The sequence below is a fragment of the Desulforhabdus sp. TSK genome, from assembly GCF_022836495.1.
Lineage (GTDB): Bacteria > Desulfobacterota > Syntrophobacteria > Syntrophobacterales > Syntrophobacteraceae > Desulforhabdus.
On sequence record NZ_BQXM01000002.1, the window covers coordinates 119436 to 133218 of the forward strand.

General features: G+C 59.2%; 9 protein-coding genes. 2 read left to right on the forward strand and 7 right to left on the reverse strand.

The window, feature by feature from the left end; genetic code table 11:
- Positions 1 to 30: 30 nt before the first annotated feature.
- The 6 genes from uvrA to MWC30_RS01965 all read right to left on the reverse strand — a co-directional run bounded on the left by uvrA (position 31) and on the right by MWC30_RS01965 (position 8349).
- Positions 31 to 2628 carry an excinuclease ABC subunit UvrA gene (gene uvrA, locus MWC30_RS01940; protein WP_244082464.1) on the reverse strand — a complete coding sequence of 866 codons (2598 nt, stop codon included), beginning with the start codon at positions 2626 to 2628 and terminating at the stop codon, positions 31 to 33.
- A 37-nt stretch (positions 2629 to 2665) separates the two neighbouring features.
- Entirely contained in the window at positions 2666 to 3703 is a 1038-nt protein-coding gene (gene pdxA, locus MWC30_RS01945; RefSeq protein WP_244082465.1) for a 4-hydroxythreonine-4-phosphate dehydrogenase PdxA, read from the reverse strand.
- Positions 3704 to 3899: 196 nt separating this feature from the next.
- On the reverse strand, positions 3900 to 4232 hold the full coding sequence (locus tag MWC30_RS01950) for a 50S ribosome-binding protein YggL (protein WP_244082466.1): 333 nt from the start codon (positions 4230 to 4232) through the stop codon (positions 3900 to 3902).
- A gap of 46 nt (positions 4233 to 4278) precedes the next feature.
- On the reverse strand, positions 4279 to 5190 hold the full coding sequence (gene nadA, locus MWC30_RS01955; protein WP_244082467.1) for a quinolinate synthase NadA: 912 nt from the start codon (positions 5188 to 5190) through the stop codon (positions 4279 to 4281).
- 8 nt (positions 5191 to 5198) lie between these two features.
- The gene (locus MWC30_RS01960; protein WP_244082468.1) at positions 5199 to 5942 is read right to left on the reverse strand and encodes an outer membrane lipoprotein carrier protein LolA; all 744 of its coding nucleotides are present in this window, start codon (positions 5940 to 5942) and stop codon (positions 5199 to 5201) included.
- 40 nt (positions 5943 to 5982) lie between these two features.
- Positions 5983 to 8349, reverse strand: coding sequence for a DNA translocase FtsK (locus MWC30_RS01965; protein WP_244082469.1), 2367 nt, complete (start codon positions 8347 to 8349; stop codon positions 5983 to 5985).
- Positions 8350 to 8452: 103 nt separating this feature from the next.
- On the opposite strand from MWC30_RS01965, the gene MWC30_RS01970 reads away from it, so the two are divergent.
- Together MWC30_RS01970 and fdhF are read left to right on the forward strand one after the other, a co-directional pair.
- The gene (locus tag MWC30_RS01970) at positions 8453 to 10378 is read left to right on the forward strand and encodes an FAD-dependent oxidoreductase (protein ID WP_244082470.1); all 1926 of its coding nucleotides are present in this window, start codon (positions 8453 to 8455) and stop codon (positions 10376 to 10378) included.
- 22 nt (positions 10379 to 10400) lie between these two features.
- Positions 10401 to 13160 (forward strand): formate dehydrogenase subunit alpha, encoded by a 2760-nt coding sequence (gene fdhF / locus MWC30_RS01975; RefSeq protein WP_254006155.1) that lies wholly within the window; start codon positions 10401 to 10403, stop codon positions 13158 to 13160.
- Positions 13161 to 13184: 24 nt separating this feature from the next.
- On the opposite strand, the gene MWC30_RS01980 is transcribed toward fdhF, so the two are convergent.
- Entirely contained in the window at positions 13185 to 13703 is a 519-nt protein-coding gene (locus MWC30_RS01980) for a DUF5658 family protein (RefSeq protein WP_244082471.1), read from the reverse strand.
- Between the last annotated feature and the right edge of the window lie 80 nt (positions 13704 to 13783).

Below are 13783 nucleotides of genomic sequence, written 5' to 3' on the forward strand. Positions count from 1 at the left end.
CACTGCGGTGTCATGCGGAATGCCCCTCCATTATGACAAGATGCGGCTCAAATAGTGCCCGGTATGGGAGCCCCCGGCTTGCGCCACCTCTTCAGGGCTCCCTGCAGCCACGATGGTCCCGCCCCCTTCCCCCCCTTCGGGTCCCAGGTCGATGACATAGTCCGCCGTTTTGACGACATCCAGGTGGTGCTCGATCAAGATGACCGTATTTCCAAGGTCTACCAGTCGTTGAAGGATCTGGAGGAGTCGGCGTATGTCCTCGAAATGCAGGCCTGTTGTCGGTTCGTCGAGGATGTAGAGCGTTTTTCCTCCCGTTTTTCGGCTGAGCTCCGTGGCAAGCTTGATGCGCTGAGCTTCACCGCCCGAAAGTGTCGTGGCGGGCTGGCCCAGGCGAACATAGCCCAGCCCCACTTCCAGAAACGCCTGGAGCTTATGGCGAATGGCGGGAAAATTCTCGAAAAATGCGGCAGCCTCCATGAGCGTCATTTCCAGGATGTCGGCCATGGATTTGCCCTTGATCTGTATCTTCAAGGTCTCTGCGTTATAGCGGCTTCCGCCGCAGAAGGGGCACGTGACGTAAACGTCGGGCAGAAAAAACATTTCGATGCGCTGCAGTCCGTCGCCTTTGCAGCTCTCACATCGGCCTCCCTTGGCATTGAACGAGAACCGCCCGGGACCGTAGCCCAGGGCCCTAGATTCAGGGTGCCTGGAATAAATCTGGCGAATGAGGTCGAATACCCCGGAATAGGTCGCAGGGGTGGAGCGGGGTGTCCGCCCCAGGGGCGACTGATCGATGAGAACAACCTTCTCGATTCCGTCGGCGTTCTCCAGGTGATCGAAAGGCTCCGGCCTGGCCTTGCTGCCGTACAGTCTTTGAGCGAGAGCCCGGTGAAGGGTCTGCAGCACCAGCGTGCTCTTGCCCGATCCCGACACGCCGGTGACGCAAACGAGGCGCTTCAGGGGAATATGTACGGTGATGTTCTTGAGGTTATGCCCGCGCGCTCCTGCAAGGGTCAATGTCCCGTCGGCGAAAGGCTTCCGGCGGGGCGAAACGGCGATGGATCGCCGGCCTGTAAGATACTGTGCGGTCAGGGACCGGGAATTTCCCTGCAGGGAATCGGGGGGTCCGGCAAAGAGCACCTCTCCCCCTTGGATTCCGGCACCGGGGCCCATATCCACCAGGTAGTCGGCCTGAAGAATCGTTTCCCGGTCGTGCTCCACCACCACCATGGTGTTGCCGGCATCCCGAAGACGCAGGAGGATTCGAATGAGGCGGTCGTGGTCACGGGGGTGCAGGCCGATGCTGGGCTCGTCCAGAACATAGAGAATGCCCGAGAGAGGTGCGCTGACCTGGTGTGCGAGGCGGATGCGCTGAGCCTCGCCCCCTGAAAGGGTATTGGCGGATCGATCCAGGGTGAGATAGGAAAGCCCCAGCTCTTCAAGGCTTTTGAGACGGAAGAGGATTTCCCGCCGCAGCCGTTCTGCAATCTGCGCTTCAGCCTCCGTAAGGGATAAATCCGCCAGCCAGCGGTGAAGCTGCGGGATGGAACGCTGAGACACCTCATGAATCCCCAACCCTCCCAGGCGCACGAAGCGAGTGACCTGACCGAAGCGGCTGCCCATGCAGGCCGTGCAAATCCATCGGCCCTCCTCGGGGCTTTCATCATCCATGTCCCCTTCGTGGCGAGAATCGTCTGAAGAACCTCCCTGAGGTGGCATGGATACGCCATGCTTACCGCGCTTGCGCGAACCGGTTTCTTCCAGGGGAATGTACCCAAGCCCATTGCATCTGGGGCAAGCCCCCAATGGATGGTGAAAGGAAAAGAGGGCGGGAGACAATTCCGGAGCAGTGAAACCGCATGAGAGGCAATGATGCGATTCGCTGAAAAGCCTTTCGCCTGACTCCATGCCCACAACCCTCACCACACCGCGTCCCTTCCTGGATGCAAGCTCCAGAGACTCCAGGAGACGTCCCTGTTGCTCTCTCCTCAGGATGACGCGATCGACGACGACTTCCAAAGTGTAAGAAGGCCGGCGTGGCAGTCGCGGCAAAGGCTCCAGGTCGTAGACCTGCCCTTCGAAGCGGATGCGTGCGAAGCCGTCCTTCCGGAGCCCGGCAAGGATCCTGGGAAGCTCCTTCTCGGGAGCATTCTCAAGGGGAGCGACGATCAGCAAACGGGTTCCTTCAGGCCAGCCGTGAAGGACCTCCTGGCCCATCTGAGGCACGGTGTAGGCCTTTATGGGAATGTCGCATTGGGGACAGTAGGGCGTTCCCAGGTGAGTATAGAGGAGGCGGAGGTGGTCGTGAATTTCCGTCAAGGTCCCCACAGTGGATCGTGGATTTCTGGGAAGCCCCTTCTGCTCGATGGCGATGGAAGGGCTCAATCCCCTGATTTCATCGACTTTGGGGGCGTCGAGCTGGTGGAGAAAGTGCCTGGCGGACGTGGAAAGGGCTTCGATGTAACGGCGCTGCCCTTCGGCATACAACGTGTTGAAAGCCAGGGAGGACTTTCCTGACCCACTGACCCCCGTGATGACGATGAGCCGGTTCCGGGGGAGGGTCAGGTTAACGCCTTTCAGGTTGTGCTGGCGTGCGCCGACGATGACGATGGAGGGATCCTGGTCCATGGGCTGGAGTTCTGACAGTGCACTGCAGGACCGCCCTTCATGGCCGGCCCGGGAGATTCCTGCGGTTTTGAGCGATGGTCGCAGCGAGCTGGATTGCAGCTAAGAGGCTGTGAGGCTGAGCCTTTCCCGTCCCTGCGATATCATAGGCGGTTCCGTGATCGACGGAAGTGCGTACGATGGGGAGCCCCAAGGTCACGTTCACCGCATCGTAGAAATGGACGAGCTTGACGGGGATCAGCCCCTGGTCGTGATACATGGCGATGACGGCATCGAATTCGCCTTCATAGGCACGGTGAAAGAGCGTATCGGGCGAATAGGGGCCGCTCACCCGGCAAAAGGAATCGCTGAATGAGCGGATGACGGGCTCGATGATGTCGTTTTCTTCGTTGCCGAAGCGTCCCGCTTCTCCCGCATGAGGATTGAGTGCAGCGACCGCCAGGCGGGGAACGGACAGTCCAAAATCCCTGTGCAGGGCATGTGCCGTGATCTCTATGGTTTGGCGCAGCGTTTCGGGGGTCAGCAGGCGGGGGACATGGGCAAGGGCATGATGGATGGTGGCGAGGGCTACCCGAAGGCGCGGCCCTGCCAGCATCATCACCACGTGAGGGGTATGGGTCAGTTCCTGGAGAAATTCCGTATGGCCGGGAAAAGCAAAGCCGTTCAGGTGCAGGTTGGCCTTGTGGATGGGGCAGGTCACCATGGCGTCGATCTTGCCCTCCATGGCCCAGGAAACGGCAATGCGGATGCTTTGGACGATGGAATGGCAGGCCGTCGGTGTCGGACGTCCGTAGTCGATGTCATCGAGGCCCAGGGAGCTCGGTGTTTTGACATAGAGGGTCCCCTCCTCGGAGAATGCGGGAGCCTCCGAAGGATCCTCCACCGTTTGAATTCTCAAAGGAGCACCCACCAGGTCGATGGCCCTTTGTACAGCCAGCCTGTCGCCAATGACCAATGGTAAAGCTTCGGAATTGTCTTTCAGCTTGGCAAGAGCCTTGACGATGATCTCAGGTCCAACCCCGCAGGGGTCTCCCAGGGTGACGGCAAGGCGTGGCCTCAAGGGCATGCCTGGTGGCATTGGGCATTCCTCGCTGCAGTGTCTTGAAAAGTGTCGATGGAAAATGGGACGACCATCCAGGCGGAGGCCGGCCGATAGACGATGATAAAAACCACAACATCAGAGTTTATCACCGTCTTCAGCGCGCGTTAGCCAGGGTCCATCAGCGTCCCTTAATATTCACCGGAAAAGGATGCTCGTTATAAAACCTTCAAGATCAACTGCCGTACCATGCATCGATGAGGGGACCCACATCAAAGCTTTTCACCTGGGTTTGGGCCTGGAACCATCCGTTGACCTTTTCCCGGTCTTCTTCCGTGACAGACCCGCGCGTGGCATCGAGAATCACCAGTCCTTCCCAGGAATCTCCGTATCCACCGCCCCCGAACAAGAGCCCGTTGGCTTCAATGGCTTTGGAGAGGAAGTCGTCCAGCAGTTCATTGCACTTCTCGGCCGGAAGGTCTTGGGCGAATTCGAACCGAACCAAGAAACCGAGCTCTTTGAATTCTCCTACGCGAAGCTTCTTTCTCAATCTTTTCTTGCGGCGCATGTGTATCCTTTCTTGAAAGTCCTAAAGGTGAGTTCAAAAACGGCGGTTATCCGATATTCAACATTCTTTCGACAGCATCCAGCGCCCTGATGCGAATTCCTTCAGGGACACTGACCCGTGGTTGCAGCGTTTCCATGGCGAGGAGGACATCCTCCAACGACGTCTTTTTCATGTCCGGACAGACCATCGTACCGGAAACGGAGTAGAAGAGTTTTTCAGGATTCTTCTTCCGCATGGGATGGAGAATCCCTTCTTCCGTCCCGATGATGAAGGCCTTGTGGGGGCTTTCTGCCACAAAGCGGAGCATTCCCGACGTGCTCTGGACCATGTCCGCAAGATCCAGGATTTCCGGAGGACACTCGGGGTGCGCCAGGAAGAGAGCGTCGGGATGCTCCTTCTTCTTTTTCTGGACGGCTTCTACTGTCAGGTTGTGGTGGATGGGGCAGTACCCATTCCAGTGATAGACCTTTTTTCGAGTGTGCCGCGCGGTGTATTTGGCGAGGTTCTGATCGGGAGCCATGTAGACCGCATCGTGCTCCGTGAAGGATTCCACCACGTGAATGGAATTGGCGGAGGTGCAGCACACCGTACTTTCGGCTTTGACGGCGGCTGTGGAATTCACATAGGTGACGATGGGGATTCCCGGATGCTTCGCGCGCACGGCTCGCACATCGTCCGGGGTGATCATGTCCGCCATGGGGCAGCCCGCATCCAGTCGCGGCAGGAGGACGGTTTTACCGGGATTGAGGATGGCGGCCGTTTCAGCCATGAAGGCGACTCCGCAAAAAACGATGACGTCTGCGGTGGTGGATGCCGCCTTCCGGCTGAGCTCGAGAGAATCCCCGGTCATATCGGCAATATCCTGGATGGCTGGGGGCTGATAATTGTGGGCCAGGATGACGGCGTTCTTTTGCTGCTTCAAACGCAGAATGCTCTGGATCAGGTCTTCTTGGTTCATGAGGGGTCCTATTTCGATGGGAGCTTTGCTTTGAGCTTCTGGATCTCTGAAGGATTCAATTCACGTCCTTCACTGTCGACCACCACCGCGGCGGGTGGAATATCCAGTTCGAACAGTTTATGGTCCAAACTGGCTTCGGGCTTCTGAGTGTCGAGGACGATGCGATTGGTGTTCCCCAGGGCATCACGGCTTTCGATGCTGAGAATCCGATAGGTGGCCAGATCCACCCACAGGAGCAGGGACTGGATGTTGGGGTCCTCCTGGCGGGGGATGAGCCGGAGCACGGCTGCATCCTGAGTGGTCTGCTTGGAATCGAGGTTGACTTCGAAGTTTTTCCTCAGTTCCACCATCCCGTCGAAAAACGTCTGCGCCAGGGGAGATGAAAAGAAAGTCCCTGCGTCGAACAGGGAAAACTGCTTCTCCGAAGGGACGTAGAGCCACGCCAATTCATGATTGGCAACGAAGACCTGCGCTTCGGGCTCCGTATATTCCCAGCGCATCTGGCGGGGCTTCTCGTAGTAAAGCACTCCCGAGGCCTCCGTCTTCATGGCCCCGGCGGCAGCCGAAGCCGTCGTCTGTCGAAAATGCGCCGTAAAGGCGTTGATGCCCTTGTAATAGGATTCCGTCTTTTTCAGGATATCGCCCAGCACCAGCCGATCTGCGGCGTGGGCCGTGCACACGATGAATATGCCTCCCAGGCATACGACACCTGCCCAATACAAAACCAACCTTTTCAGGTTTCCTTTTTTCATCAATTTCTCGCTTTGACTCTCTTGCTCTACGGTTTTCCCGTCATGAGGCACTTCTACCAAGGACCTCCCGTGGTTTGACTCCATCGGATGCACCCACGATGCCCTGCTGCTCCATCATTTCGATCATCCGGGCTGCACGGTTGTATCCTACCCTAAGCCTTCTTTGCAACATGGAAATCGATGCCTGCCGGGTTTCCAGCACGAGCTCGATGGCTTCCTCGTACTTCTCGTCCAGCTCTTCTTCCTGAGTCCCGTCGGATAAGGTCTGCTCCTGGAAGTTCACCCGCTCGCCCAGCGGGTCTTCGGCCGGCTGCTGCCCTTGCCAGAACTGGGTGAGTTGCAGCACTTCGCCATCGGAAATGAAGGCGCCGTGGATGCGCTGCACCTTGGCTGTCCCCGGAGGCAGAAAGAGCATGTCCCCCGATCCCAGCAGGCTCTCGGCGCCTGAGCCGTCCAGAATGGTGCGCGAATCGATGCGCGAAGAGACCTGGAAGGAAATGCGGGTGGGGATGTTGGCTTTGATGATGCCCGTGAGAACATCCACCGAAGGTCGCTGAGTGGCCAGGATGAGATGGATTCCGCAGGCCCGGGCCATTTGAGCGAGCCGGGTGATGGATTCTTCCACCTCGCGGGAGGCGACCATCATGAGGTCAGCCAGTTCATCGATGATGATGACGATGTACGGCAAATGGTGGTGCCTGAGCCCCGTCTCTTCCGGCGCCGTGGAATCCGGTTGGGCGGCCGCCTGCTCACGGGCCAGGGCCCGGTTGTAGCCCTCGATGTTGCGTACATTCTTGTCGGCCAGGAGCTTGTAGCGCAATTCCATTTCCTGTACCGCCCACTTGAGGGCTCGCGTCGCCATTTTCGCGTCCGTCACCACGGGGTGGACCAGTTGGGGGATGCCTTCGTAGGAGCTGAGCTCGATGCGCTTGGGATCAATGAGGAGCAGGCGCATGTCGTCAGGCGTGTTGCGGAATAGCAGGCTGCTGAGAACGGCGTTGATGCAGACGCTCTTACCCGTGCCCGTGGCTCCGGCGATGAGGAGATGGGGCATTTTGGCAAGGTTGGCCACCACCGGCTGCCCCGTGATGTCCTTACCCAGGGCGATGGTCAGTGGAGAAAGGGAAGCGGCAAAGGCCTGGGATTCGATGACGGTGCGGATGGAAACAAGCTCGCGACGCTCATTGGGGATTTCGATCCCAATGGCGGCCTTGCCGGGGATGGGGGCCACCACGCGGATACTGACGGCTTTGAGGGCCATGGCCAGGTCATCCGAAAGGCCGACGATTCGGCTGATCTTGATCCCCGGTGCAGGCGCATATTCGTACATAGTGATGACCGGCCCGGGAGAGATTCCCTTCACCTGCCCGTGAACGCCGAAATCGGCGAGCTTTTCCTGCAACACGGCGGCATTGGCCTCCAATTTCCTGGGATCCGGTTTGTACTGTCCTGTTTCGTAAATTTCCAATAGATCCAGGGGGGGAAGGGTAAATTCGCCGCTGGAGGAAGGCGGGGGCTTTGGGGACGGCGTGTCCTTCACCACCTTTTTCCCCGCAGGTACGGGCAAGGCCGCTGTCGGAGCCGGAGGCGCACTCGGTGGGTCTACTGCTACTGCAGCGGGAATCGCCTCCGTGGAGGGAGGGGAAAACTTCGGTTGACGCGCCCTGGGGACGGCGACGGGGATGGACTCCTGTGCTTCCAAGCGAGGGAAATGCATTCTTTGACACAGGCGCACGATCCCGGTGAAAGCGCTTCTTCCTCCCGAGGAGGCCCGCCGGCACATCCATTCCCAGGCGGATTCCAGGGTCAAGGGAGTCGAAAGCAGGAGAGCGATCAGGGTGGTTCCCACCAGCAGGATATGGGTCCCCAAAAAGTTCAGCTTTCGTGACAGGAATTGAGCCAGGAGCACTCCGATTTCACCGCCCGTCAGGATCTGCTGGCCGAAGAAATGTATCTTGGGCTGATGGAGTGCCGCCAAGCTGATGGAACTGAAGAAGAGGAGCACCCATCCCGTCACCTGGATGCGGCCGTAGGGCAGATGGACCTCACCCCGGAACAGGGAGCAACTGTACCAGAATCCCAGAGCCGTAAAGGCAAAGGCGCCCAGACCGAAGAAAAAGAAAAAGATCCAGGAGATGTTGGCCCCCAGGGTCCCCACCCAATTGCTGGGGGGGCGGTGCGTCTCGGAAGCATTGAAAAAGGTCAGGTCTGAGGTATGATAGGAAATCAGGCTGAAGAAGACGAGGAGGGTTATGGTGAGAATGCAGAGCGCCCGGATCTCATGCTTTTTATGTTCCACTTCCAAACCTCGGAGGATCGTTGGACCCATTGCCACGCCGTCCATGGATGCCGCATCGGCGGGATGTTCTTCTCCCTGCAGGGAAATCCTGTGAATCATTTTGAACATTTAAACCCTCGGCATCGGCAGATCAACCCCGAGGGCCTACTTTTCCGCAGATACATAGCACATTTCATAGCTGTTTCAAACTCGGACGGATAAAGGAATCCTGATGACCAACCAGACCTTTTCCACATGGGGAAGCTGGGTGCCGGGGCGCGGGCAGGTTCCACCGGACACCCTGCCCGTGGAATTCTCTCCGGGGCGTCCCCTCAAAGCCTTCATGGGATGGGACGGACTTTTCGTCCATGACGAATCTGCGAACCTGGTGGCCATGGTGTCAGCATATATGGAACAGGCGCGGAAGGAATCCTGCGGACAGTGCTTTCCCTGCCGTCTCGGTACGGAAAAAATCTGTGGCATCCTGGAGAAGATTGGTGCGGGTGGAGGCGATCCGGAGGATCTCCATCGCATGGAAGCCCTGGCACGAACCATGATGAACATGGCCCGCTGCGACATCGGGCAGACAACCCCCAGGCCGCTACTGGACATCCTGGCTCACCGCAGGGAGGCCTTGCTGGAGGTCATGGAAAAGGGGGAGCCGATTCCCCGGGGAAACTACGTCATGAAGGTAACGGCTCCCTGCACCAACGCCTGTCCTTCTCATTTGAACATTCCGGATTACGTGGAAAAGATCCGCTTCGGACGGTGGGACGACGCCTTGGTCACCATCCGTCGGGACTGCTGCCTCCCGGGAGTCATCGGGCGGGTCTGCACCAGGCCCTGCGAATTCAACTGCAGGCGCCAGCGGGTGGATGTGGGGATCGCCATCCGCGCCCTCAAGCGCTATGCGGCAGACAGGGAATTGGAGACGCATGCGGAGCCGCCCCTGCAGGCAGGGCCGGCCAAGGATCGGAAGGTGGCCATTGTCGGCGCCGGTCCCGCCGGTCTTGCGTGTGCCTATCACCTGGGACTGGCCGGCTACCGCTCCACCCTCTTCGAAGCCCTGGACGAGCCGGGCGGCATGGCCGCCGTGGGGATTCCCCATTACAGGCTCCCGCGTTTCATCCTGAGGGGCGAGGCGTCTCATGCGGAAAAGCTGGGAGCCGAAATCCGCTATGGTGTCCGGGTGGGAGTCGATATCACGGTGGACGACTTGATCCGGGAGGGCTACGCTGCCGTTTTTGTGGGGGTGGGGGCGACGGAGTCGGCCAAGATGCGCTGTGAAGGGGAGGATGCCGGGTATCAGTGTTTTATGACGGGCATCGAATTCCTGCGTCGGGTGTCCCGGAACGAGCGTCCCATGGAGGGCAAAAAGCTGCTGGTGATCGGCGGCGGCAATGTGGCCATGGACTGCGTGCGGTCGGCCCTGCGCATGGGCTTTGAAGACGTCAACCTCATTTACCGGCGTACCCAGGCGGAAATGCCCGCGGATCCTCAGGAGATTCGTGAAGCCCAGCAGGAAGGGGTCAAGTTCCACTACCTGGTGGCGCCCGTGAAAATCATTGCGTCCGAAGGAAAAGTGACGGGACTCGAGTGTGAAAAGATGGAGCTCGGTGCCCCCGACGCTTCCGGGCGTAGACAGCCGGTTCCCGTGAAAGGCTCCAATTTTGTCATTCCCTGCGACGCCATCGTGCCCGCCATCGGTCAGACCTGTGTCGTAGACTGCGTGCTTCCGTCCGAGGAAGTGGATATTTCACGGTGGAAGACCCTGGTGGTGGATGAGATCACGGGGCAGACTCGGCAGCCCTGGATTTTTGCCGGGGGAGACTGCGTCACGGGACCGGCGACACTCATCGGAGCTCTGGCTGCCGGCAAGAATGCGGCGCGCTTCATAGCCCAGTACCTGGAAACGGGGGCGTGTGCCCCCAGTGACGGCGACTGGCTGGAAAAGCTCATTGCCAAACTGGGCATCTTCTATTTCAAGGAAAAAATGCCCTTCCAGGATACCACTATGAAACTGCATCGGTCTGTTCTGCCTCCCGAGGAGCGCATCAAGAATTTCGAGGAGGTGGAAGCCGGAGTCAAGCCGGCCCAGGCAGTGAAAGAGGCAGCCCGATGCCTGCGCTGTTTTCGCATCGCCCTGGCTGCGGTTTAAGCCTGGTGCTTGAGAGGGAGCCATGTCTAAGTTTTCGATGAACGGGCGGGAAATATCGTTTGAGGCCGGGCGCACCATCCTGCAGGTGGCCACGGAGCATAGTGTGGAGATTCCGACTCTATGCCACCTTCAGGATGCAGATCACGCGCAAGTGTGTCGCATCTGCGTCGTGGAGGTGGCGGGGAGCGATCGATTGCTGCCGGCCTGCGCCACTCCGGCCAACGAAGGAATGGAAATCCACACAGATACCCTCCGTGTGAGGGAGGCGCGTAAAACGGTTCTCGAAATGCTGGTGGCGAGTGGTCAGCACACCTGTTTTGCCTGGAACCGCCCCCGGGAAACCTGGTCCGAGGCGCACAGGCGATCGGCCCAGCGGCCCTGGCACGACAGGAACTGCCCGGCCGACGGCGAGTGCCGGCTCCAGGAATTGATTGTCGAATACGGTGTGGATACGGAGCACCTGGTTCCACAGGATATGGATTTCCCCCTGGATGACGACACTCCCCTCATGGTGCGGGATTTCAGTCGTTGCATCCTTTGCGGTCGCTGCGTGGCGGCCTGCAATGTGGTGCAGGTGAATGAGGCCATTCCCCAACCTTTCGGTCGTCGTGAAGACAAGCCACTGCCGCGAGGCTGGTTTCCCCTGGCAGACTACGAGCGGTGTGTTCACTGTGGTGAGTGTGTGCAGGCTTGTCCCGTAGGGGCATTATTCGAGAAGAAAGCGTTCGGGCTGATCGGACCCGGTGAGGGGGATCGCATACGCACGACCTGCCCCTACTGTGGGGTCGGGTGCCAGATGTGGCTCCACGTCAAGGATGGACGCGTGCTCAAGGTCACGGGAGTCGAAGGAGCTGTTCCCAATGAAGGGCGCCTCTGTGTCAAAGGGCGTTTTGGCTATGATTTCATCCATGCTCCGGACCGCCTCACCGTGCCCCTCGTTCGGGAAAACGGCGTGCTGCGGGAAGCCGGCTGGGAGGAAGCCCTGGAGCTGGTCGCGGAACGCTTCCTCCGGCTGCGGGAAGCCCATGGGGGAGACTGCCTGGGAGGTCTATCTTCCGCTCGTGTGACCAACGAAGAAAACTACCTCATGCAGAAACTGGTGCGAGCCGGCTTCGGTACGAACAATATCGACCACTGCGCCCGCCTCTGACACTCTTCCACGGTGGCCGGTCTGGCCGCTGCTTTCGGTTCCGGAGCCATGACCAATTCCATCGCCGAAATGGAAGAGGCCGATGCTTTCATCGTCATCGGCTCAAATACCAGCGAGACGCATCCGGTGATCTCGACCTTCGTGAAACGGGCCGTGGCTCGCAGGGGGGCCGACCTCGTCGTCATCGATCCCCGCAGGATCCCCTTGGTGGAGCATGCAGCCGTCTGGCTGCGCCAGCGTCCCGGGACCGATCTTGCCGTCATCAACGGACTCATGCATGTCATCCTCCGGGAAAACCTGGCCTATGAAGCCTTCATCCAGGAGCGCTGTGAAAACTTCGAAGCATTGCGAGCCATTCTAGCGTCCTACACACCCGAAAAGGTGGAAGCCATCTCCTGCGTCGCCGCGGAAGACCTCGTCAAGGCCGCGCTCCTCTACGGCAAGGCGGGCAGCGCCATGATTCTGTACACCATGGGGATCACCCAGCACACCAACGGCACGGACAACGTGAAAGCCCTGGCTAATCTGGCCATGCTGACAGGGCAGGTCGGACGGAGAGCGGCCGGCGTCAACCCCCTGCGCGGGCAGAACAATGTCCAGGGAGGTTGCGATATGGGCGCTCTTCCCAATGTCCTTCCCGGTTATCAAGTGGTGATCGATGCTGCGGTCCGGGAGAAATTTGAAGCCCTCTGGAAGATGCCTCTGTCCCCCCAGGTGGGGCTGACGCTGACAGAGATGCTTCCCGGCGCTATGGAAGGAAAAATAAAGGGACTTTTCATCCTCGGAGAAAATCCGGCGGTGTCGGATGCGGATTCCGCGCATGTGAAGAAGGCCCTGGAGAGCCTGGATTTCCTCGTGGTCCAGGACATTTTTCTCACGGAAACGGCCAGGCTGGCTGACGTGGTGCTCCCCGCAGCCTGCTTTGCCGAAAAAGACGGCACCTTCACCAACACGGAACGCCGGGTGCAGCGGGTGCGCAAGGCGGTGGACCCACCCGGGAAGGCGCGTGCCGACTGGGAAATTCTCACCGATCTGGCCGGGCGCATGGGGCTTGGGTGGCAGTACGACGGGCCCGAGGCCATTTTCCGGGAGATCGCGGCCTGTACGCCGAGCTATGCCGGCATCACTTATGATCGCCTCCAAAAAGAATCCCTCCAGTGGCCCTGCACCCATGCCGAGCATCCCGGTACCCCCTTCCTGCACAAGGAACGGTTCGCCCGCGGCCGGGGGCTGTTCTTCCCCGTTGAGCACGAGGAACCCTATGAGCTGCCCGAGGGGGACTATCCATTGATCCTCACCACAGGGCGGATCCTCTACCAGTATCATACACGCACCATGACGGGACGATGTTCAGGCCTCAACGACCTGGCATCTCAGGCCCGGGTGGAGCTGAATCCGGCCGATGCGCAGGCGTTGAGCATCGCCAACAGGGAGCTTGCCCGGCTCACCACCCGCCGGGGAAGTATCGTCGTGCAGGTGAAGGTCACGGATCGGGTGGGTCCCGGCGTGGTTTTCATGCCGTTTCACTTTGCCGAGGCCGCAGCCAACGTCCTCACCGTGACGGCGTTGGACCCCATTGCCAAAATCCCCGAGTTCAAGGTTTGCGCTGTTCGGGTGGAAAAAACGGCGTGATGGTGGAAATTGGATGGTGGCCTATCACAATCCCGACGCTGGAGTGACCTCTGCTGGCCAATACATCAGGATCAGTTCATAGACGATGAGGCAGCCGTAAAGGACTGGAAAGATCCTGAGGAGAGAGTGTACGGAGAGACTCTCGGTGAAAATGCCGAAGTTTTTGTGGATGAGCAGCCAGAGGAGCCCTAGGGCTGTGAGGATGTACTTGCTCAGGATAAAGGGGACCGGGCCAAGGTCCAGGAAGAAATCCATGAAGGGATTGACTTCCGTGCCGCCCCGTGCGGTGATTTCCAGGGTCAGGAACGCATCCGTGAGGGAGAGGAGGAGCGTCAGGAACGTCCACGAGACGCTGCTCCCGTCATAGAGGTCCACGTAACGGTGCACCGCCGCATCTTCGGCCCTTCGCGCCTGCTTCCGACGCCCCCTCAGGCTCGCAAGGCTGAAGGGTGAAGTGGGCTTCGACCGCCGATCTTTGGAATTTCTTCTTTCTTCTTGCCAGGTGGATTCCATGGCCGCCCCTGCTCTGGTTGGTTCCATCATGGGGAATGCTCGGATACTTCCGGGCCTTTCGGTCGCAGAACATTCATCGTATGGTGTATGAAATACGATATCCGTATTCA

Excerpts from the sequence above, each read along its gene's own strand:
- uvrA (WP_244082464.1), bottom strand. The coding sequence starts at position 2,628 with ATGGACCAGGATCCCTCCATCGTCATCGTCGGCGCACGCCAGCACAAC.
- pdxA (WP_244082465.1), bottom strand. The coding sequence starts at position 3,703 with ATGCCACCAGGCATGCCCTTGAGGCCACGCCTTGCCGTCACCCTGGGA.
- MWC30_RS01950 (WP_244082466.1), bottom strand. The coding sequence starts at position 4,232 with ATGCGCCGCAAGAAAAGATTGAGAAAGAAGCTTCGCGTAGGAGAATTC.
- nadA (WP_244082467.1), bottom strand. The coding sequence starts at position 5,190 with ATGAACCAAGAAGACCTGATCCAGAGCATTCTGCGTTTGAAGCAGCAA.
- MWC30_RS01960 (WP_244082468.1), bottom strand. The coding sequence starts at position 5,942 with ATGAAAAAAGGAAACCTGAAAAGGTTGGTTTTGTATTGGGCAGGTGTC.
- MWC30_RS01965 (WP_244082469.1), bottom strand. The coding sequence starts at position 8,349 with ATGTTCAAAATGATTCACAGGATTTCCCTGCAGGGAGAAGAACATCCC.
- MWC30_RS01970 (WP_244082470.1), top strand. The coding sequence starts at position 8,453 with ATGACCAACCAGACCTTTTCCACATGGGGAAGCTGGGTGCCGGGGCGC.
- MWC30_RS01980 (WP_244082471.1), bottom strand. The coding sequence starts at position 13,703 with ATGATGGAACCAACCAGAGCAGGGGCGGCCATGGAATCCACCTGGCAA.